Source organism: Janthinobacterium goodfellowi, assembly GCF_051380695.1.
Classification (GTDB): Bacteria; Pseudomonadota; Gammaproteobacteria; order Burkholderiales; family Burkholderiaceae_D; genus Janthinobacterium.
On the sequence record NZ_JBNYXN010000001.1, the window covers coordinates 429148 to 450070 of the forward strand.

Below are 20923 nucleotides of genomic sequence, written 5' to 3' on the forward strand. Positions count from 1 at the left end.
ATGCCTGTCATGGTAAGGATCAGCATAGCGCAGCGAACCGCTCGTGACGGCCGTGCAGTTGTATGGATTGGATGGACACCCTAATAAAATGATGACTGATACTGCTGCTGGCAATGCTGCCGGCCTGCCTGAGGGCAGCGAAATCGCGCTGGCGGTGGCGCAAGCCATATTGTCGGCAGAGACACATTTGCTGGCGGAACAGTTTTCCGAGGCTGAACAGCTATATAAAGCGGTATTGCAACTTTCACCCTTGCATGCGGAAGCTAATCGCCAGTTGGGGCTGCTGGCATTAAAGGCGGCCGAAGTCGAGGCAAGTTTGCCTTTCTTTGCCGCCGCACTCGAGGCGCGTCCCGATCTGGCCGCTGGCTGGCTGGACTATATAGAAGCGTTGATCCTGGCTGGCCAGCATGAGACGGCAAGACAGGTGCTGCGGTTCGGGCGCGAACGCGGCCTCGACAATATATGGGCTGACCAGTTGGCCCGCCGGCTCAATGAGCGCGAAGCGGCGGTGTCTGCCGCTGATGTCGGTTCTCCGGGCAAGTTTTCCGTCGGCGATGGGCAGGGCGCTGTAGGGCATTTGGAAGACGATTTGGGCGCCTTGTTCGAGCAAGGCCGTTATGCCGAGGTGGAAGTGGGTGCGCGAGCCTTGACGCGGCGCCAGCCGCGCGACGGCTACTGCTGGAAATTGCTGGGGGCTGCGTTGCAGGAGCAGCGCCGTTCGCGCGAGGCGCTGCCATGCATGCAGAAGGCTGCGCGTCTATTGCCTGGGGATGCTGAGGCCCAGCACAATCTGGGACTGATCTTGCAGGAACTGGGCAATATGACCGCTGCCGAAAATGCTTGCAGGAATGCTCTGACGATGGCGCCTGGCTTAATGTTGGCGCATAGCAATCTTATTTTGATGCAAAACTATCATTCCCGTACAACGCCAGCCAAACGCCTGGCCGAAGCGCGGCGTTTTGGCCAAGAGGTCAGTCGTCAGGCGAGCGGGCCATTTACGGCTTGGTCGTGTAGTAAACAGCCGCAACGCTTGCGCATCGGCATGGTTTCAGCCGATCTGAGGAACCATCCGGTTGGACTTTTCCTGGAGGCATTGCTGGCGGCGCTCGATCCGCGCCGTGTGGAATTGATTGCTTACCCGACTGTCCTGCACGCCGATGCAGTGACGGCACGCCTGCGGCCTCACTTTGCCGCATGGCGCCCGATTTCCGGCATGGCCAATGCGGCGGCGGCGCAGTTGATTGAAAGCGATGGCGTGCACGTGTTGTTCGATCTTGGTGGTCATACAGGCAACAATCGCTTGCCCGTATTCGCCTGGCGTCCAGCGCCCGTTCAGGTGAGCTGGCTTGGTTATTTTGCCACCACGGGCATGGCGGAAATGGATTATTTATTGGCAGACCCTCATGTGGCACCCTTGGGAGAGGAGGGCGAGTTCACCGAGACGCTGTGGCGCATGCCTGACAGCTACCTGTGCTTCACGGAGCCGCGTGAGGAGGTGTCTGTGACGCCGTTGCCGGCTTTGTCGAATGGCTATGTCACATTTGGCTGTTTCAATAATCTTGCCAAGATGACTGATGCCGTCGTCGCCCTGTGGTCACGCGTACTCAAGGCCGTGCCCGATTCCCGGCTGTCGCTCAAGACCAAACAGTTGGATGACGCCGCCGTGCGCGCGCGCACCCTGGCGCGCTTTGCTGCCCATGGCATCAGTGCCGAGCGTATTTCCATGTCGGGAACCGGAACCCGCCTGGCCATGCTGGAAGCCTATCAGCATGTCGATATTGCACTCGATCCTTTTCCATATCCCGGCGGTACTACCAGCATGGAGACACTATGGATGGCCGTGCCCATCGTGACGCGGCGCGGCACGCACTTTTTGTCGCATCTGGGAGAGTCGATACTGCTCAATGCAGGCTTGCCGGCCTGGATCGCCAGCGACGATGACGATTACGTGGCCGTCGCCCGGCGCTTTGCCGGCGACGTCGATGCGCTGGCGGCCCTGCGGGGGGGCTTGCGCCAGCAGGTCGTGAACTCGCCGCTGTATGACGCACGCCGTTTCGCGCGTCACTTTGAGGATGCGGTCTGGGGCATGTGGCACGACAAGAGCAAAAAACTGGCTGAATCCTGCGGCATATCCCAAGGAGAACCATGATGCCCCGTACCACCCTGATTACCGGCGGCGCCGGCTTCCTCGGCTCGCACCTGTGCGACCGCATGATCGCCGATGGCTACGATGTGTTGTGCGTGGATAATTTTTACACGGGCAGCAAGGACAATATCCGCCACCTGCTGGGCCACAAGCGCTTCGAACTGCTGCGCCACGACGTGTGGCTGCCGCTGTACGTGGAAGTGGACCGCATCTACAACCTGGCTTGCCCGGCCAGCCCCGTGCATTACCAGAACGACCCTACCTCGACCACCAAGACCTCGGTGCTGGGCGCCATCAACATGCTGGGTTTGGCCAAGCGCAAGCGCGCGCGTATCCTGCAGGCGTCCACGTCGGAAGTATATGGCGATCCGCAGGTGCATCCGCAACGCGAGGATTACTGGGGACATGTCAATCCGATCGGCCCGCGCGCCTGCTACGATGAGGGTAAGCGCTGTGCGGAAACATTATTTTTTGATTACCACCGCCAGTCGGCCGTGGATATCCGCGTCGTGCGCATCTTTAATACCTATGGCCCGCGCATGCATCCGAACGATGGCCGTGTGGTCAGCAACTTCATCGTGCAGGCCCTGCGCGGGGAACCGATCACCCTGTACGGCGATGGCCAGCAGACGCGCTCGTTCTGCTATGTCGACGACTTGATCGAGGGCATGGTGCGCATGATGAACCAGACGCAGGAAATCGGCCCGATGAACCTGGGCAATCCCGCAGAATTCACCATCCGCGAACTGGCCGAGCTGGTGCTGCGCCTGACGGAATCGAAAAGCGAACTGGTCTTCCGCCCCTTGCCGGCCGACGATCCCGTGCGCCGCCAGCCCGACATCGCCAAGGCGCGCGCCGCCCTGGAATGGGAGCCGACGGTGAGCCTGCATGATGGCTTGAAAGAAACCATCGCCTATTTCAAGAAAGTGATCTTTGCATGAAACAGCAATTGCTCCCGGCAGTGTGCCCGGTCTGCGCCCACACGGTGGCGGCGGCGTTTTTCAATGGTGGCCAGCAAGCCCTGGCCACCCTGGGCTGGCCAGCCAGTGCGGCAGACGCGCAGGCGATGGCCGCGCAGCCGCACGATTTCGTGCAATGCCCGCAGTGCTCCCACGTATGGAACCGCGCGTTTTCCTATGACGCCATTCCCTACCAAAACAATCCCAACCGCATGTTCAATAAAGGAGGCATCTGGAAAGGCCACCTGGCCGACACGCGCGACGTGCTGCTGGCCCAGTTGCCGGCTTTGCCGACGGTGATCGACATCGGTTGCGGCGAAGGCCATTTCGTGCGCGCGCTGGCCGACGCCCGCAGCGAGCAGGGGCGTTTCATCGGCTTCGATCCGAACGCCACGCCGGAAACTGGCCGCGGCGTGGAGTTTTACGCGCGTTATTTCCAGCCGCTGCAGGATGTGCCCGAGTTCGCGCCCGATGCGCTGGTGATCCGCCACGTGCTGGAACACCTGACCGATCCCGCTGCGCTGGTCGAGCAGATGGCGTGGGCCGCCGCGCGCTCGGACAAGCCCATCTGGCTGTTTGCCGAAGTGCCGTGCATCGACCGTGTCTTCGCCACGGGCCGCCTGGCCGATTTCTTTTATGAACACATGTCGCATTTCACGACGGAATCGTTCCGTACCCTGATGCAGCGCGCAGGCGAGGTGGTGCAACTGGCGCATGGCTATGACGGCGAAGTCGTGTATGCGCTGGTGCGCCTGCAGATCCCGAAGGCGCTGCGCGACCAGGCGCGCCACAGCAATGCGTTCGCCGTTGCCGCCCAGCGCAGCCGCAAGACCATTGCCGCCCAGCTCGATACTTTGGCCACCGGCGGCCAGCGCGTGGCCATCTGGGGCGGCACGGGCAAGGCCGCCGCCTTCATGCACCAGTTCGGCGCCGACGCGCAGCGCTTCCCGCTGGTGGTCGATTCCGATCCGGACAAGGCCGGGACCTTCGTGCCGGGCCTGGGTCAGGAAATCGTCTACCGCGACGTGCTCAAAACGCAGTCCGCCGACGTGGTCATCATCCCCACGCAGTGGCGCGCACGCGATATCGCCGCCGAAATGGCGCGCGAGGGCATCGTCGCCAAGTCCATCCTGATCGAGCACGAGGGAAGCTTGATCGATTTCTTTGCTGATGAGCATCCATACCGCTGATGCTCTCGCCAGGTGCCCAGCTGGCGCTGGAATGCAAAAATGCCGCTTGATGAGCGGCATTTTTATTGGCGTGTACCGTGTGACGTTCTTCAATCCGCCACCACCACCCGATTCTTGCCCGTCTGCTTGGCCTGGTACATGGCGCGGTCGGCGCGTTTCACGAGTTCGGCCTGGTCTTCGTTGGGCAGGCGCAGGGCCACGCCGGCGGAGAAGGTGATCAGGACTTTTTCGTTGTCGTGCAGGAAGAAATGCCGGGTCAGTTCGCGCTGCAGGCGCGTCATCGTCGATGAAGCCGCCTCGACCGTGGTTTCCGGCAGCAGGATGAGGAATTCCTCGCCGCCGAAGCGGGCGATGACGTCCATCGAGCGCAGGGTTTCCTTGACGATCTTCACCAAGTGTTTCAGCGCCGCATCGCCGGCCAGGTGGCCGTAGGTGTCGTTCAGGCGCTTGAAATCGTCCAGGTCCAGCATGGCGATGCACAGCGGCGTGCCGCGGCGGTCCGAGCGGGCCGTCTCGCGCTCGAACACATCGTCCAGGCCGCGGCGGTTCAGGCTGCCCGTCAGCTGGTCTTCCCGCACCAGCTCGCTCATATGCTGGAGCTTCGCTTCCAGCGTGTGGATGCGCTGTTCCGCGTCCTGCACTTCCTGGCGCGCCAGCACCATCTTGTCGCGTGCGCGCAAGGCCTCGTTCTGCACCATGCGCGTTTCGCGCAAGACTTCGTCGAGAACGCTGTTCAACTCGCTGATATTTTCCGCCTGGCTGATCTTTTCCGAATAGCCGCCGATCTTTTCATGGAAGTCGCCCGTGCTGGCCGCCACTTGCCCCAGGCGGTCGATGAAGGTCATCATCATGTTCTTGACCGTCAGCTTGACGTCGGACAGGCTGTGCTTGAGCTGGCTTTGCTTGTAGATGACTTCCTTCAGGCTGCGCGTGGCGTCTTCCAGCGCGCGCTGGTCGAGCGGACCGGCGATCAGGTTTTGCACGGCGTCGACCTGGCCGCGCAGCCAGCTGTCGTCGTCGAGCAACTGGCTGACGTTGTCCAACAGCAACTTGAACAGGCGCAGCAGCAATTCCTGCTGCTCGGCCGTGTCGCCGCTTTTCAGTTCGATCTGGTAGCACAACTGCTTCAGGCGCAGGGCCGCTTCGTTCAGTGCTTCTTCCGTATGCGCCTGCTTGATGGCGGCGCCCAGGGACTCTGCCTCTTCCACCAGCGCGGGCGTGCCCGTCAGCAAGGTGGCGACCGCAAAGCCGAGGGTTCGGCTGAGCAATTCACGCAGGGTGCGCGTCTGTTCGCCGTCCGGCAGGGGCGGCAATTCGATGCCGCCGCTTTTCTTGACCTGCTTCTCGGCCAGTTGCGCCAGGGTACGTGCATAGCCATCCCAGTCGCGCGCTTTCAGGGCGCGCTGGAAACGCTTGCCAAAGTCGCCCAGTTCGCCCGCCGATTCGCTCATTTTGGCGGCGAATTGCGTCAGGACGTTTTCCGCGCCGCTCTCCGTGGGTGCGCTGGCGGCCAGCACCGCTCCCGGCGTAGCCGGCGTCTCGGCCGCTTCGCTGATGCCCGCGATTTCATTGTAGATGTCGCGGTAGGCGCTCGGCGTCGGGGCGATGCGGCGCGTGGCCAGGCGGCGAAACGCTTCGCGGGCGATATCGGCCGGGTTCATCGCCGCAGCGGCGGCGGTATTCGTGGCGCCAGCGGGCGCGCTTGCTGGTGAAGATGGCAATTTACTGGACATGTAGGCACAGCCTTTTCAGATATTTCTCATTATCCTCATGATATGCGAGTTGGCAAAGAACTTATTGTGCGAGAAGCAAGGAGAAGTCCTGTCAATTCGCCCGATGCCAGCGGGCATGCCGCTTTGCCGTCAATCCACCAGCTGGTTGCGGATGGCGTAATGCGTCAGTTCCGCGCTGTTCTTGAGCTTCATCTTGACCAGTAAACGGGCGCGGTATTCGCTGACGGTTTTCACGGACAATTTGAGTTCTTCGGCGATGGCGCCCACCGCCTTGCCCGAGGCAATCATGACCAGGGTCTGGTATTCGCGGTCCGACAAGGTGTCGTGCAAGGCCGTTTCGTGGTCTTCGCCCACCGTGTTGGCCAGTTCCTGCGCCAGCGAGGCGCTGATGTATTTCAAACCTTGCGCCACCTGGCGGATGGCCGTGACCAGTTCGCGCGGCGCGCTCTGTTTCGTCAGGTAGCCGGCCGCGCCCGCCTTGAGCGAACGGATGGCGTACTGGTCTTCGCGGTGCATGGAGAGCATCAGCACGGCCAGTTCCGGCTTTTCCTTCTTGATCTGCTTGAGCACCTCGATGCCGCTGCGGTCGGGCAGGGAGATGTCGAGCAGCAACACCTGGCACTTCGAGCCGCGGAACAGTTTGATGGCGTCGTGGCCATTTTCAGCCTCGCCGGCCACGATGATGTCCTTCGTGTCGGCGAGGATTTGCTTCAAGCCTTCGCGCACGATCGCGTGATCGTCGGCGATGAATACCCGGATGGTGGCTTTTTCTTTCATGACTGCGTTGTTTCCTATCTGAATCCCTGCGCCCTGCGGCGGCCCAGTGGCCTTATGGCGCTCCGCTTTGGGCTGGTGCGCTGGCTGCAGCCGCTATTATCGCCTCTCGCGGCGTGGCCAGCCGGATTTTTATGCGCAGGATGGTGCCGCCGTCCGGCCCATCCATCAGGCTCAGGCTGCCGCCCAGCGCGCTGGCCCGTTCGGCCATGCCGCGGATGCCGAACGACTGCGGCTTGGCGCGGTCGGACAGGCGCATGCCGACGCCATTGTCGGCGATGGTCAGGCTGATATGCTGGCGCTGCCGGGCCAGGCGCACGCTGACCTTGCTCGCCTGCGCATGCTTGGCGATATTCGTCAGCGCCTCCTGGGCGATGCGGAACAGGCTGGTCGCCTGGTCCAGTTCCAGTTCGATGTGCTGGCGGTTGGAAATGAACTGGCATTCGATGCCGGCCTGGCGCGCGAATTCCTTGACTTGCCAGTCCAGCGCGGCGACCAGGCCCAGATCCAGCATGGAGGGGCGCAAGTCCAGCGAAATGCGGTGCACGGCGTCGATGCTGCGGTCGACCAGGGCATCGACATAATCGGCCTTTTCCTGCAGCAGCGTGTCGTCCGGCGGCAGGCGGCGCGCCAGCATGGCCAGCGCCATCTTGATCGCCGTCAAATTGCCGCCCAGGTCATCGTGCAGCTCGCGCGCCAGGCGCGTGCGTTCATGTTCCTTGACCTTGTCGATATGCGCCGTCAGCTCGGCCAGGCGGGCGCGCGACTGGCGCACTTCGATCTGTTCCAGCCGGCTTTCCGTGATATTCGTCATGATGCCTTCCCACTGCACCGTGCCGTCGGCCAGCGCGCGCGGCGTGGAGCGCAGGTTGATCCATTTGACGTCCTTCCAGGCATCGATCCAGATGCGGCCTTCCCAGTTCCAGCTCCACAAGGCGTTTTTTGAGGCCTGCATCGATTCCAGATACGAGGCCCGGTCGTCGGCCAGGATCAATTGGTAAAACAGTTCCGGGCGCGCGTGCAGCTGTGCCGGGCTCAGACCCAGCAGGGCCTGGCAGCCGTCGCTCAGGTAGGCAAAGGACGCCCGTCCATCCGCATGCAGGCAGAACTGGTACACGAGGCCCGGCGTATTCGAGACGATGGCATTGAAGCGCGACTGCACTTGGGCCAGGGCTGCGGCCGTCGCCTGCGGCGTGCGCAAGTCTTCGCCCTCGGCCAGCAGCAGGGCGCGCCCCTGGCGCTGGGCGCGCGACAGGTGCAGGCTGAGCGAATACAGGCTGCCGTCGCGGCGGCGCTGCTGCACGTGCAGCCTGGCTTGCGCGCCGATGCTGTCGTCCAGGGTGGCCAGCACGGCGGCCAGTTGCTGCGCGTCGAGCTGCGGCGCCAGCGTGAAGGGCGTCATGGCCAGCAATTCCTTGCGCGCATACTGCAAGTTGTGGCAGGCGGCATCGTTGGCGTCCAGCAATTGCAAGCTGGCCGCATCGTACAGGTAGATTTCCGGCGCCGCCGCGCGCAGGGCGGGGGCCAGCCGGGGAGTGTCGTGCATGGAATTGCCTTTCTTCATCAGCGGCGGGCGCGCCAGAAGGCGGCAAAGCGGCGCAGCACCCGGGCTGGGCGGGAATTATGGCGCCCTGGCGTGCCCTTGCGCAAGCGCTGCCACCAGGCGCGGCGGGCGCGGCCCAGCGCGGCCGACAGGCGGCTGACACGGCGCCACGGACGCGTGGCGCGCAGGCGGGCGATCCAGCGGTCCTTGGTTTCCATGAACAGGCCATGCCAGCGCGCAAACCACGGCAAACTGAGCAGGGTAGGGCGCGTCAGCGAATACAGGCGCGCGACGGCGGCCGCGCCGCCCAGCTTGGCGATGACGATCACGCCGATGCCGGAAAACGCATGGCCGCGCGCGATCGCCAGCAGGGCCAGCAGCTTGACGGGAAACAGCAGCACGGCCGGCAGCACGAAGATGGCCAGCGCCCAGTACGGCGGCAGGCGCCTGATCCACGCCTCCAGTGCATGCAGGGGCGGGAATTGCGCCACCACCTGCATGATGCGCGCGCCCGTTGCCCACAGCCATTCCTCGATCAGCAGGCAGATGGCGGCCAGGTAGACCAGCGGCGCGAACAGCCAGCGCCTGACTCTGTAGAATTTTTTCATCCGTCTCCGTGTGGCGCTCCAGTATGGTTGCCATTGCCTCGATGATACGATAAATCGGTGTGTCCGGCAGTCCTTGACGGGGCTACAATAGGCGGATGAATAAAGCCTTTGTAAAAGAATCCGATAACGACGACGATGAAGAAGCGGCCGCGCTGGCGCTGGCCATTCCCGCCGGCGCCAAGAACTACATCACGCCGGCCGGCTACCAGCGCATCAAGGAAGAGCTGCTGCAGCTGATCGACGTCGATCGTCCGGAAGTGGTGCGCATCGTCCATTGGGCGGCGTCGAATGGCGACCGTTCGGAAAATGGCGACTATATCTACGGCAAGCGCCGGCTGCGCGAAATCGACCGCCGCATCCGTTTTCTCACCAAGCGCATGGACCTGGCCGCCATCGTCGACCCCAGCGTGCACCATGGCAACGATCAGGTATTTTTCGGCGCCACGGTAACCTACCGCACCAGCGACGGCGAAACGCACACCATCACCATCGTCGGCATCGACGAATTCGACCCCCTGAACGGCAAGATCAGCTGGGTCTCGCCTATGGCCCGCACCATCACCAAGGCGCGCGAAGGCGACGTGATCACCCTCAACACGCCGCTGGGCGAGCATGAACTGGAATTGCTGGAAGTGACGTATCCGGCGCCGGGGGAAACTTGAGCTGATGCTCTCGGCATGAAAAAACGGCTGGGCAGAGAATCTGGCCAGCCGTTTTTTTAATTGCGCTCCCGGAGTATCCGGTTGACCCCGGCGACGCGGCGCACGTTGCGCAGCAGGGCGGCCAGGTGGACCCGGTCCTTGACCTGCACGGTAAAGCGCAGCTGGTCGAGGACGTTGTCCTTGTCTTCGTCCATGCCCACGTAGATGATATTGGCGTCCGATTCGCCGATTTCGGCGGCCACGCGGGCGAGGATGCCCCGTTCGCTGTTGATCAAGACCTTGATGCGGCAGTCGAAGCGACGGTTCAGTTCGGTTCCCCAGCGTACGGCGATCCAGCGGTCCGGTTCCTTGGCGCGCTGGCGTTTCGCTTGCGAGCAGTCGCTCGTGTGCACGAGCAAGCCCTGGTCGCGGCGCAGCTGGCCGATGATCTGGTCGCCGGGTATCGGCAGGCAGCACGGCGCCAGCTGCACGGACACGCCTTCGCTGCCGCAGATGGTAACCGGGTCGAGTTCGCTGCCGCTATTGTGTTCCACGGGCATGCTGGCCGCTTCGCCGCCGATCAAGCCGAAGATGTGGCGCGCCACCAGGGTGGCCATGCGCTTGCCGATGCCGATGTCCGCGTACAGCTCGTCCATGGAATTGGCGCTCGATTCGTTGAGCAGGCGCTCGACCAGCGGCGCCGGCAGCTCGGCGTCGATGTTCAGGGTGTGCAGCGCCTGCGACAGCAACTGCTGGCCCAGGGCGATCGATTCAGGGAGGTTGATCGTGCGCAGATGGTGGCGGATGGCCGAGCGGGCCTTGCCGGTGCGCACGAACGACAGCCACGTCGGGCTGGGGCGCGACGAGGAATCGGTGATGATTTCCACGATGTCGCCGTTGTGCAGTTCGGTGCGCAGCGGCGAGGTTTCGTTGTTGATTTTCACGGCCACGGTCTGGTCGCCGATGCCCGTGTGGATCGAGTAGGCGAAGTCGATGGCCGTGGCGCCGCGCGGCAGGGCGATGATCTTCGACTTCGGCGTAAACACGTAGACGGAATCGGGGAACAGGTCGACCTTGACGTGTTCGAGGAATTCGGCCGAGTCGCCCGTCTGCTGCTGGATGTCGAGCAGCGATTGCAGCCACGCATGGGTGCGCTGCTGCAGGTCGGACGGGTTCGATTCGCCGCTCTTGTACAGCCAGTGCGCCGCCACGCCGGACTCGGCCGTGCGGTGCATTTCCTGCGTGCGGATCTGGAATTCGACGGGCGTGCCGTAGGGGCCGATGACGGTCGTGTGCAGCGACTGGTAGCCGTTCAGCTTGCGGATCGCGATGTAATCCTTGAACTTGCCCGGCATGGGCTTGTACAGGCTGTGCAAGGTGCCCAGGGTCACGTAACAGTCGGCAAAGCTGCCCACCACCACGCGGAAGCCGTACACGTCCAGTACTTGCGAGAACGACAAATGCTTGCTGCGCATCTTTTTATAGATGTCGTACAGGGTCTTTTCGCGGCCCGTGACGTCGGCTTCGAGCTCGGCCATGGACAGGGTGCTTTTCACCGCTTCCATGATCTTGTTGACCACTTCGCGCCGGTTGCCGCGCGCCGCCTTGACGGCTTTCGCCAGGGTGCGGTAACGCATCGGGTACAGGTGCGAGAACGACAGGTCCTGCAGCTCGTGGTAGATGTTGTTCAGGCCGAGGCGGTGCGCGATCGGCACGTACACTTCCATGGTCTCGCTGGCGATGCGGCGTTTTTTCGCCGCCGTCATGAAGTCCAGGGTGCGCATATTGTGCAGGCGGTCGGCCAGCTTGATCAGGATCACGCGTACGTCCGACGCCATGGCCAGCAGCATCTTGCGGAAGTTTTCCGCCTGCGCTTCGATCTGGCTCTGGAATTCGATCTTTTCCAGTTTCGACAGGCCGTCGACCAGGTGTGCCACGGGTGCGCCGAAGCGCTCGATCAATTCTTCCTTCTTGACGTCCTGGTCTTCCATGACGTCGTGCAGCAGGGCGGCCATGATGGCTTGCGCGTCGAGCTTCCAGTCGGCGCAGATTTCCGCGACGGCGATCGGATGCGAGATATACGGCTCGCCCGAGCGGCGCATCTGGCCCAGGTGCATTTCGTCGGAGAAGCGGTAGGCCTCCTTGACTTTTTTCAGGTCGGCGGGAGACAGGTATTCGGCCAGCTTGTCGGCCAGGTGGCTGACGGAAGCCACGCCCAGGGCGGGTGCCGGCGGTACTGCGGGGGTGTTGCTGCCGGACGTGCCGGCGCCGGGCGCGGAAGCGCCCTGCGATTTTGCCGCCTGGCGCGAGGCCAGGGGCGGCAGTGCTGCGGAAGTCGTGTCGGCTGGGGTCAGACTCATAAAACGTCGCGTTGCTTTACAGTGTGAATAAAGGATACGGTAGAACCAGGGGTCAGCACTGTTCCGGCACGCGGGTTCCCACTTACATCGGGACCTTTTTCAGCATTTCGATGCCGACTTTACCGGCAGCGATTTCGCGCAGTGCGACGACGGTAGGCTTGTCCTTGGCTTCCACCTTAGGGGTGTGGCCTTGCAACAACTGACGTGCGCGATAGGTCGCAGCCAGGGTCAGCTGGAAACGGTTAGGGATCTGCTTCAGGCAATCTTCGATTGTGATACGGGCCATGGTAACTCCTAAAATTTTTGCGTGGTGCTGTGTGAATTGGCGTGCAGGCTGATTACTCTGCGTGCAGGCCCAGCTGGGCGAATAGCGATGCGTTGCGGGCCGCTTGTTGCGCAAACCGGCAACGGGCCGCTCTCACGATCGCGCTCAGTTCGGACAAAGCGACCGTAAACTCTTCATTGATAATAACATACTCGAACTCGGGAGCGTGTGCGATTTCGCCGCCGGCCGCCAGCAGGCGGCGCGTGATCACGTGCGGCTCGTCCTGGCCGCGCTTGTTCAGGCGTTCTTCCAGCGCATCGATCGACGGCGGCAGGATGAAAATGCCGGCCGCGCGGGGAAATTGCTTGCGCACCTGGCGCGCGCCCTGCCAGTCGATTTCCAGCAGGATATCGGTGCCGGCCAGCATTTGCTGTTCCACCATGATGCGCGAGGTGCCGTAGTAGTTGCCATGCACTTCCGCCCATTCCAGGAATTCGCCCTGGTCGGCGCGCGCGACAAAGTCTTCCGCCGTCGTGAAATAGTACTCGCGGCCATGCTGCTCGCCCGGACGGGGCGCGCGCGTGGTGGTCGAGATCGACAATTTGATGCCGGGCTCTTGCGCCAGCAATGCATTGACCAGTGTCGATTTGCCGGCGCCCGATGGCGCGGCGACCACGAACAGGCTGCCGGAGAAGGCGGTAGGGTGGCTCATGCGGATCTTTCCATATGCGTTGATGGCGGCGTGTGCGCTTGCATAGGCGCCGCCCAATTCGGTATTTTACCAAGAGGCAAGGCGGCGAGCCAGCCCCGCGATGCGCCTGGCCGCCGCGTCTGCGCATATTTTGCTTGTTATCCTGAAGAAGTAGTTATCTAATTTGGAATATTTTTCTTTATCGACAGGATGCGCGCATGAAAAATTTCCCGTTTCTCAGTATCGCCCAAGCCATGTTGTTGCTGCGCGTGGCCATCGCCGTGATGTTCATGGCGCACGCCATCACGCGCATCGCCAACGGCACCATTCCCCGCTTTGCCGGTTTCCTGGAAGACAAGGGATTTATCTATGGCCTGGCCGTCGTATGGGCGATTACCATCGTCGAGATTGTTTGTGGCAGCCTGCTCATCGCCGGCAAATACATGCGCTGGGCGGCGGCTGGGCTGATGGCGATCTGCATCGGCGGCATCGTTATCGTGCACGCGGCCAAGGGCTGGTTCGTGGGCGAGCATGGTGCCGGCGGCATGGAGTACAGCATCGTGCTGTTTGTCGCCTGCGTCGTCATCGCCGCCAGCGACAGGGGGCGCGCCGGAGCGCGCCTGGCGTAAGTTGCGTGCCCTGCCTCAGCGGGGCAGCCGGCCCAGGGCGATTTCGCCGCTATTGAGCACGATCGCCCGTCCATTCACATCGGTGCAGTCGCGGTTGCTGATGCGCACGATGGCGCTGTCGACCGAGACTTCCGCGCCCAGGTTGCTGCGCGAGCAGATGCGGTAGGAGGCGGCGTCGGCGCCCGTGTAGATGGCGGCGCCGCGTTCCTTGAGCGCGAAGCACCCGGAGGCGCAGCCTTCGACCGCATATGGCGACGGCTGCTGCACGGGTTGCGCTTGCGCGCCTGCCGCCAGCAGCGCCAGGGCCACGCTGGCGAGTGTAGCCAGGATGCGTGCTGCGGTCATGGCTTATTCCAGGTTCTGTACCTGTTCGCGCATCTGCTCGATCAGCAGCTTCAAGTCCATCGAGGCGTCAGCCAGTTCCTTGACGGAGGCCTTGGCGCCCAGCGTGTTGGCTTCGCGGTTGAGTTCCTGCATCATGAAGTCGAGGCGCTTGCCCACTTGGCCGCCCTTGGCGAGGATGTGGCGCGTTTCGCCCAAATGGGCCGACAGGCGCGCCAGTTCTTCGGACACATCAATGCGGATGCCGTACAGGATCACTTCCTGGCGGATGCGCTCCATGGCGTCCTGGCGCGACAGGGCCGAATTCGAGCCCTGGCTGGCCAGGCCCAGCGCATCCTGCATGCGCTCGATGGCTTTTTGCTGGAAGGCCGCCACCACTTGCGGAATCAAGGGCGTGATGCGCTTGACGATGGCTTCCATCGCCTCGATGCGCGACACCAGCACCGCTTCGAGCGCCGCGCCTTCGCGCTTGCGGCTGTCGACGAAGGCGGCTACGGTGCGCTTGGTCAGTGCGCCCACGTCCGCCTGCAGGGACTCCTGGCCCACTTGCGCTTCTTCGATGACGCCAGGCCAGCGCAGCAGTTCGGCCACCGTCATGACGGGGGCGGAGACAAAATGCTGGCCCACTTCGTTTTGCAGGCGTGCCAGTTCGGCCAGCAGGGGCACGTTCAGCGCCTGTGTGCCGGCGGTCGCAGCCTTGCGGCCAAAGCTCAGACGTACCTCGACTTTGCCGCGCGTGATGGCGGACATGACGGCGGCGCGCAAGTCAGGCTCCAGGGCCCGCAGATCGTCGTTGATCCGGAATTGCAGGTCGAGAAAGCGCGAGTTGACGCTCTTGATTTCAATTGTCAGTGTGCCTGCAGCACCTTCGCTGGTGGCAACCGCGTAGCCTGTCATGCTTGAAATGCTCAAAGGATTCCCCGATTTGATCTTGTATACAGTCACTTATACACTTAATCAGCCAGCGCAGGCAATACCGCCCGCGCCGCAAAACAGGACCGAAGTGCCCGATGGCCTGAAAATTGCTGAATAGTGTGCGTTTTACGGCATTGTAAAGAAAATTGTGTTTGGCGGGGCAGGATTGTAGGGATCATGTGTGCGCCGCCCGCCATTGCGCCCCGCGCTGTTGCATGGCTGCAAATGGATGGGCGCGCGGTGGTAGAATCGCTGCCGCAACCCCAATCACACAGGACACCCCATGACATTCGAATCCCGCCCGAGCGGCCGCGCCGTCGACGCGCTGCGCGCCATCCGCATCACCCGCCAGTACACCAAGCATGCCGAAGGCTCGGTGCTGATCGAGTGCGGCGACACCAAGGTCATCTGCACCGCCAGCATCGAAGACAAGGTGCCGGGTTTCCTGAAGGGCAAGGGCCAGGGCTGGTTGACGGCCGAGTACGGTATGCTGCCCCGCTCGACGCACACGCGCATGGACCGCGAGGCGGCGCGCGGCAAGCAGTCCGGCCGCACGCAGGAAATCCAGCGCCTGATCGGCCGCTCGCTGCGCGCCGCCTTCGATTTGCAGGCGTTCGGCGAACGCACGCTGCACCTCGATTGCGACGTGATCCAGGCCGACGGCGGCACGCGCACGGCCTCGATCACGGGCGCCATGGTGGCCGCGTATGACGCGTTTTCGCAGCTGCAGGCGCGCGGCGCGATCGCCGCCATTCCCGTGAAAAGCTTCGTCGCCGCCATCTCGGTGGGCGTCTACCAGGGCATGCCGGTGCTGGACCTCGACTATGTGGAAGACTCGGGCTGCGACACGGACATGAACGTGGTGATGACGGAAGCGGGCCACTTCATCGAAGTGCAGGGCACGGCCGAAGGCGCCGCCTTCGACCGCGCCGGCATGAACCGCCTGCTGGACCTGGCGCAGGGCGGCATCGCCGACCTGATCGCCCTGCAAAAGCAAGCTCTCGGCATGTAATCTTTACACAGATTTACATGTCATTGCCCGCCGCGCCGGGCAAAAAGCCCACACCTGCCGCCGTTGAGCGCGGCGGCGGGCGAAGGTGAGGGGAGCGCAAAAGGTTTACAATGTCGGCACTTCAACCGGACTACTGACATGACCCAACGCCTCATCCTCGCCTCCAATAACGCCGGCAAGCTCAAGGAATTCAACGAGCTGCTCTCGACCATCGGTTTTTCCGTCCACGCCCAGGGCGAGTACGACGTGCCGGAAAGCGACGAACCGTTCCACACCTTCGTTGAAAACGCCCTGCAAAAGGCGCGCCACGCGTCGCGCCTGACGGGCTTGCCGGCGCTGGCCGACGATTCGGGCGTGTGCGTCAATGCGCTCGGCGGCGCGCCGGGCGTGTACTCGGCCCGCTATGCGGGCGAGCCGAAATCGGATGCGGCCAACAGCGCCAGGCTGATCGCCGACCTCGAGGCGCATGCCGACAAGTCCGCGTATTACTACTGCGTGCTGGTGTACGTGCGCCATGCGGACGACCCGCAGCCGGTGATCGCCGACGGCCGCTGGAACGGCGAGATGATCGCCACGCCACGCGGCAACGGCGGCTTCGGCTACGATCCGCATTTCTTCATTCCCGCGCTGGGCAAGTGCGCGGCCGAACTGACGTCCGACGAAAAGAACGCGCTGTCGCACCGCGGCCAGGCCCTGCGCGCGCTGGTGGAAAAACTGCGATGATCCCGATCAAACTGGTGGGCGCCGTGGCCAAGTCGGGAGCCAAGCCGAATACCGCCCCCGCGCCGCAGGAAGGCCTTTCCGGCGCGGCCGGGGCGGCGCTGAAGTATCTGCAGCCGGGCGCGCTGAACCTGACGGCGCTGCCGCCGCTGTCGCTGTACATCCATTTCCCGTGGTGCGTGAAAAAATGCCCGTATTGCGACTTCAATTCGCACGAGGTGCGCGGCGACTTGCCGGAAGCCGAATACCTGGCCGCGCTGCGGCTGGACCTGGAAATGGCGCTGCCGCTGATCTGGGGCCGCAAGATCCACACCATCTTCATCGGCGGCGGCACGCCCAGCCTGATGTCGGCGGCAGGCCTGGACCGGCTGATGTCGGACGTGCGCACCCTGCTGCCACTGGAGCCCGATTGCGAAATCACCATGGAAGCCAATCCGGGCACCTTCGAAGCGGAAAAATTCAAGTCTTACCGTGCCAGCGGCATCAACCGCCTGTCGATCGGCATCCAGAGCTTCAATGGCCGCCATCTGCAGGCGCTGGGGCGCATCCATGACGACAGCGAGGCGCGCCGCGCGGTGGACATCGCGCACGCCAACTTCGACAATTTCAACCTCGACCTGATGTACGCGCTGCCCACGCAAACCCTGGCCGAGGCGCGGCAGGACCTGGACACGGCGCTGTCGTTCGCGCCGCCGCACCTGTCGCTGTACCACCTGACGCTCGAGCCGAACACCCTGTTCGCCAAGTATCCGCCCGTGCTGCCGGACGACGACGAGAGCGCCGACATCGCCGACATGGTCGCCGCGCGCGCCGCGCAGGCGGGCTACGGCTGCTACGAAGTGTCGGCGTATGCGCAGCCGGGCCGCCAGGCACGCCACAACCGCAATTACTGGGAATTCGGCGACTATCTCGGCATCGGCGCGGGCGCGCATTCGAAGATATCGTTCCCGCACCGCGTGCTGCGCCAGGCCCGCTACAAGCAGCCGCGCGCCTACATGGACGCGGTACTGGCCGGTAATCCGGTGCAGGAAGAGCGCGAACTGGCGCGCGAGGAAATGGGCTTCGAATTCATGCTCAATACTTTGCGCCTGACGCAGGGCTTTGCGCCGAACCTGTTCGCCGAGCGCACGGGCGTAGCCCTCAACGCCATCGAGCAGCCGCTGAATGCGGCCGAAGCGAAAGGCTTGCTGTACCGCGACCATCAAGTCATCCGCCCGACGGAACGGGGATTGTGCTTCCTGAACGACCTGCAGCAGATGTTCCTGGAAGATTAATGGGTGATGGCGCGCAGGCGCTGCAGCTTGGCCGCATAGACAGTGTGATCGCCGCGCGTGGTGCTGTTGTCCATCGCCAGTTCCAGCTGCTTGCCGGCCTGCTCCAGCTGGCCCAGGCGCGCATAGGCTTGTGCCAGCCAGAAGTGGAATTCGTGGTAGTACGGATCGCGCGCGATTTCGCGTGAAAACAGCTGTATCGCCTGCACGTAATCGTTGCGCTGCATGGCCGCCTTGCCCAGGTTGAAGTAGTGGAAGGGCGGCTGTGGCTGCAGCGCCAGCAGGCGCCGGCGCAGCGGCAGCGCTTCATCGGGCATGCCGGACGCTTCCAGCGCCTGCGCCAGGTTCGACAGCAGCACCGTGTTGTCAGGCGCGCGCATCAGCGCATGGGCCAGCGTGCGCCGCGCTTGCGCCAGGTCGCCATGGCGGAACTGGATCACGCCCAGGGTGTTGTAGGCGCCGCTGAACGAGGGGTCTTGCAGCAGCGCTGCCCGGGCCCACCAGTACGCCTGGTCCAGCTGGCCCTCGCTCATGGTTTCGGCGGCGCGGTTGTTCATGTACATGGCGAGCACGGTCGCCTCGCTGATTTCGCGCGTGCGGTAGCCCGCCACGTCGCCGGACGGCAGAAAGTCGATCACCAGCAGGCCCTTGGTATCGTAGTTATTCGGATTTTCGCCCAGGCGCTGGCCCAGCACCAGGTTGACGTGGCCGGCGACAAAATACATGTCGCCGCTGCGGCTCCAGCTTTCTTCGCCCAGCACTTCCTGGTAGCGCACCTGCAAGCCCAATTCATGCGCCAGCGCCGCCGTCATGATCACCAGCGACATGCAGTTGCCGCTGCGCGCCTCGAACGTTTCGCGCGCATTGCGGGTCATGGCCGCATCGTATTCGAGTTTCAGCCTGGATTTGTCGTACAGCGCCTCGTACAGCGCCAGGCGGGGATTGCCGTTGCGCGCCGCGTGCCGGACTTGCGTCTGCACATACTGACGCATGGCGTCGTCGAGGGCGAAGACCTGGCTGGCGTCGATGGCGGCGGCCGGCACAAAATCGCTGTCGTTGAAAATGGGGGGCAAGCTGGCGGGCGTTGTGGTGGCGCAGGCTGCCAGCGTGGCGCAGAGCAGGGCGGCAAGCAGGCGCATGAGGTGGCGGGCGCAAGCAAAATAGGGGCGCATCATCTCTCCCTGAGGGGCGCCGGCTTTCTTGGCTGCATGGTGGCGCGCCTGTCCCACCTGAAATCAGTATCGGCGCGCCAGCCCCCGCTGTCAAATACTTTCAGCGGCCCGCGGCGGGCGTATCGGCGGCAGCGATCATGGCGCTTGAAAGCGGGCTTGAAACCGGGCTTAAAACTCTTCCCAGTCCTGGTCGGCGGCGATGTGCGACGGCGTTTTGTGCACCGCGGCACCGGCTGCCTTGGGCATTGCCGGCTTGCCGGCCGTGGCCTTGCCGGCTGCGGCCTGGGGCGGGCGTGGCGCGAGTTTTTGCGTGGTGGCAATAGCTGCCTTGGCCGGCCGCGCGGCGCGCACCGGCGCCGCCGCAGTCACGTGCTCGAGCTGAAAGCCCGCCGCCACCTGCGCCAGGCGCGCCGCCTGGTCCTGCATGCTTTCGGCGGCCGCCGCCGCTTCTTCCACCAGGGCCGCATTTTGCTGCGTCACCTGGTCCATCTGCGCGATGGCCTGGTTGACCTGGTCGATGCCCATGCTTTGCTCGGCGCTGGCGGCGGTGATCTCGGCCATGATGTCGGTGACCCTGCGTACGCTGTCGACCACTTCGCCCATGGTGCTGCCGGCCTGCTGCACCAGCCGCGTGCCGTTGTTGACCTGTTCCACCGAGTCGCCGATCAGGGTCTTGATTTCGCGCGCCGCGGCGGCCGAGCGCTGCGCCAGGCTGCGCACTTCCGTGGCGACGACGGCAAAGCCGCGCCCCTGCTCGCCGGCGCGCGCCGCTTCGACGGCGGCGTTCAAGGCCAGGATATTCGTCTGGAAGGCGATGCCGTCGATGACGCCGATGATGTCGACGATTTTCGTCGATGCCGTATCGATGGCGCCCATGGTGTCGACCACCTGGCTGACGATGCTGCCGCCCCGTTCGGCCACGCCGGACGCCGCCACCGCCATCTGGTTGGCCTGGCGCGCATTGTCCGCATTTTGCTTCACGGTGCTGGTGAGCTCTTCCATCGACGACGCCGTCTCTTCCAGCGAACTGGCCTGCTCTTCCGTGCGCGCCGACAAATCCTGGTTGCCGGCGGCGATTTCGCCCGATGCCGTGGCGATCGCGTTGGTGCCCGTCTGCACTTCCGACACCACCTTGCGCAGCGCCTCGTTCATGCCGTGCAGCGCGCGCATCAGGTCGCCGATTTCGTCGCTGGCCGGCGTGCCGAAATGCGTGCGCAAGTCGCCGTCGGCCACCGTTTCGGCCACCTTCACGGCGGCCTTCAACGGCTGCGTGATCGAGCGCGTGATCAGCCACGCGCAGGCGCTGCCCAGCGCCACCACCAGCGCGCACAAGGTCAGCAGCAGGGTGAAGCTGCGTTCATTGGCCGCCTCGATCGCATGCGCCGTGGCGTCGATGGCCTGGCGCTGCTGCGACAGCAGGGCCTTGACGTTGTTCTGGTATCGGGTGGCGGCCGGCGCGAAGCTGTCGCGGTAGGTGCTTTCCGCCTGCGCCGCATTGCCGGCCTTGCGCGCATTCATCACCAGGGTCTTGGCATCCTGGTACTTGACGCGCTCGGCAATGGACGACTTGAAGATGGCCTTTTCCTCGTCGCTGTCGAGCAGCGTCTCGATCTTCTTCAGCAGTTCGCTGCCCTGTTTCGTGCTGTCGGCGATGGTGTCGGCAAACACGCTGGAGAGGGTTTCATCCGTGCTTTTGGCGATCATCGAGGTGCGCGCGATGGCCGAATAGATCAGCACGTACCAGTCCGATACGAGGCGTTCCTTGGCCAGCGGTTTTTCCATCATTTGCCGCGTCGCTTCGGCATTCACGCGGGCGCTGTACAGCGCGTACGAGGTGGAGATCACGGACAGCAGCAGCACCAGCGCGAAGCCTGCAGCCAGGCGCGTGCCGATACGAAGGTGGGAGAGGGCGTGCATGGTCGGAACTCCTGTCGCAGAGGGGATTTAAATTG

The 20923-nt window shown here is 63.6% G+C and carries 19 protein-coding genes; 8 read left to right on the top strand and 11 right to left on the bottom strand.

The annotated features are described in order from the left end of the window. Window positions 1-88 precede the first annotated feature (88 nt). Genes ACQ4WQ_RS01980 through ACQ4WQ_RS01990 form a run of 3 tightly spaced genes read left to right on the top strand, consistent with a single transcriptional unit; the run spans window position 89 to window position 4295 of the window. Window positions 89-2149 carry an O-linked N-acetylglucosamine transferase, SPINDLY family protein gene (locus ACQ4WQ_RS01980; RefSeq protein WP_436494320.1) on the top strand — a complete coding sequence of 687 codons (2061 nt, stop codon included), beginning with the start codon at window positions 89-91 and terminating at the stop codon, window positions 2147-2149. Then, the gene (locus ACQ4WQ_RS01985) at window positions 2146-3087 is read left to right on the top strand and encodes a UDP-glucuronic acid decarboxylase family protein (RefSeq protein ID WP_436494322.1); all 942 of its coding nucleotides are present in this window, start codon (window positions 2146-2148) and stop codon (window positions 3085-3087) included. Before ACQ4WQ_RS01980 ends, ACQ4WQ_RS01985 begins: the two co-directional genes overlap by 4 nt. Beyond that, complete coding sequence (locus ACQ4WQ_RS01990) at window positions 3084-4295, top strand: class I SAM-dependent methyltransferase (protein ID WP_436494324.1); 1212 nt, start codon at window positions 3084-3086, stop codon at window positions 4293-4295. The genes ACQ4WQ_RS01985 and ACQ4WQ_RS01990 overlap by 4 nt, the downstream gene beginning before the upstream one ends. An 89-nt stretch (window positions 4296-4384) precedes the next feature. Here ACQ4WQ_RS01990 and ACQ4WQ_RS01995 read toward each other — a convergent pair whose 3' ends face one another. The 4 genes from ACQ4WQ_RS01995 to ACQ4WQ_RS02010 form a co-directional block, all read right to left on the bottom strand. Next, on the bottom strand, window positions 4385-5956 hold the full coding sequence (locus tag ACQ4WQ_RS01995; RefSeq protein WP_326456714.1) for a diguanylate cyclase: 1572 nt from the start codon (window positions 5954-5956) through the stop codon (window positions 4385-4387). Between the two features lie 201 nt (window positions 5957-6157). Beyond that, complete coding sequence (locus ACQ4WQ_RS02000) at window positions 6158-6805, bottom strand: response regulator (RefSeq protein ID WP_034753998.1); 648 nt, start codon at window positions 6803-6805, stop codon at window positions 6158-6160. A 52-nt stretch (window positions 6806-6857) separates the two neighbouring features. Next, entirely contained in the window at window positions 6858-8348 is a 1491-nt protein-coding gene (locus ACQ4WQ_RS02005) for a sensor histidine kinase (protein ID WP_436494326.1), read from the bottom strand. A 17-nt stretch (window positions 8349-8365) separates the two neighbouring features. Beyond that, window positions 8366-8953 (bottom strand): hypothetical protein, encoded by a 588-nt coding sequence (locus ACQ4WQ_RS02010; RefSeq protein ID WP_436494328.1) that lies wholly within the window; start codon window positions 8951-8953, stop codon window positions 8366-8368. Between the two features lie 95 nt (window positions 8954-9048). Between ACQ4WQ_RS02010 and greB the strand changes: the two genes are divergently transcribed. Next, window positions 9049-9615: a transcription elongation factor GreB gene (greB, locus tag ACQ4WQ_RS02015; protein WP_436494330.1), complete on the top strand. Its 567-nt coding sequence runs from the start codon at window positions 9049-9051 to the stop codon at window positions 9613-9615. 56 nt (window positions 9616-9671) lie between these two features. Here greB and ACQ4WQ_RS02020 read toward each other — a convergent pair whose 3' ends face one another. From ACQ4WQ_RS02020 to gmk, 3 genes are all read right to left on the bottom strand, one after another. After that, window positions 9672-11954, bottom strand: a complete 2283-nt coding sequence (locus ACQ4WQ_RS02020) for a RelA/SpoT family protein (protein WP_436494332.1) — start codon at window positions 11952-11954, stop codon at window positions 9672-9674. Between the two features lie 82 nt (window positions 11955-12036). Further along, the gene (gene rpoZ / locus ACQ4WQ_RS02025; protein ID WP_010400723.1) at window positions 12037-12240 is read right to left on the bottom strand and encodes a DNA-directed RNA polymerase subunit omega; all 204 of its coding nucleotides are present in this window, start codon (window positions 12238-12240) and stop codon (window positions 12037-12039) included. A gap of 52 nt (window positions 12241-12292) precedes the next feature. Continuing rightward, on the bottom strand, window positions 12293-12931 hold the full coding sequence (gmk, locus tag ACQ4WQ_RS02030) for a guanylate kinase (protein WP_077407781.1): 639 nt from the start codon (window positions 12929-12931) through the stop codon (window positions 12293-12295). A 197-nt stretch (window positions 12932-13128) separates the two neighbouring features. Here gmk and ACQ4WQ_RS02035 point away from each other — a divergent pair, with 197 nt between their 5' ends. Continuing rightward, window positions 13129-13539, top strand: a complete 411-nt coding sequence (locus ACQ4WQ_RS02035) for a DoxX family protein (protein ID WP_436494334.1) — start codon at window positions 13129-13131, stop codon at window positions 13537-13539. A gap of 15 nt (window positions 13540-13554) precedes the next feature. On the opposite strand, the gene ACQ4WQ_RS02040 is transcribed toward ACQ4WQ_RS02035, so the two are convergent. Beyond that, window positions 13555-13884 carry a hypothetical protein gene (locus ACQ4WQ_RS02040; RefSeq protein ID WP_326456707.1) on the bottom strand — a complete coding sequence of 110 codons (330 nt, stop codon included), beginning with the start codon at window positions 13882-13884 and terminating at the stop codon, window positions 13555-13557. A gap of 3 nt (window positions 13885-13887) precedes the next feature. Further along, on the bottom strand, window positions 13888-14778 hold the full coding sequence (locus ACQ4WQ_RS02045) for a YicC/YloC family endoribonuclease (protein WP_326456708.1): 891 nt from the start codon (window positions 14776-14778) through the stop codon (window positions 13888-13890). Between the two features lie 301 nt (window positions 14779-15079). On the opposite strand from ACQ4WQ_RS02045, the gene rph reads away from it, so the two are divergent. The 3 genes from rph (at window position 15080) to hemW (ending at window position 17802) form a co-directional block, all read left to right on the top strand. Further along, window positions 15080-15808 carry a ribonuclease PH gene (rph, locus tag ACQ4WQ_RS02050; protein ID WP_046685905.1) on the top strand — a complete coding sequence of 243 codons (729 nt, stop codon included), beginning with the start codon at window positions 15080-15082 and terminating at the stop codon, window positions 15806-15808. Between the two features lie 138 nt (window positions 15809-15946). Continuing rightward, window positions 15947-16531 carry an RdgB/HAM1 family non-canonical purine NTP pyrophosphatase gene (gene rdgB / locus ACQ4WQ_RS02055; RefSeq protein ID WP_070222390.1) on the top strand — a complete coding sequence of 195 codons (585 nt, stop codon included), beginning with the start codon at window positions 15947-15949 and terminating at the stop codon, window positions 16529-16531. Beyond that, window positions 16528-17802, top strand: coding sequence for a radical SAM family heme chaperone HemW (gene hemW / locus ACQ4WQ_RS02060; protein ID WP_436494338.1), 1275 nt, complete (start codon window positions 16528-16530; stop codon window positions 17800-17802). The genes rdgB and hemW overlap by 4 nt, the downstream gene beginning before the upstream one ends. Here the strand turns inward: hemW and ACQ4WQ_RS02065 are convergent. Both ACQ4WQ_RS02065 and ACQ4WQ_RS02070 read right to left on the bottom strand, forming a co-directional pair. Beyond that, window positions 17799-18974: a tetratricopeptide repeat protein gene (locus ACQ4WQ_RS02065; RefSeq protein ID WP_436494340.1), complete on the bottom strand. Its 1176-nt coding sequence runs from the start codon at window positions 18972-18974 to the stop codon at window positions 17799-17801. The two genes, hemW and ACQ4WQ_RS02065, sit on opposite strands and share 4 nt — an antisense overlap. A 165-nt stretch (window positions 18975-19139) precedes the next feature. Then, window positions 19140-20888, bottom strand: a complete 1749-nt coding sequence (locus tag ACQ4WQ_RS02070; RefSeq protein WP_436494342.1) for a methyl-accepting chemotaxis protein — start codon at window positions 20886-20888, stop codon at window positions 19140-19142. Between the last annotated feature and the right edge of the window lie 35 nt (window positions 20889-20923).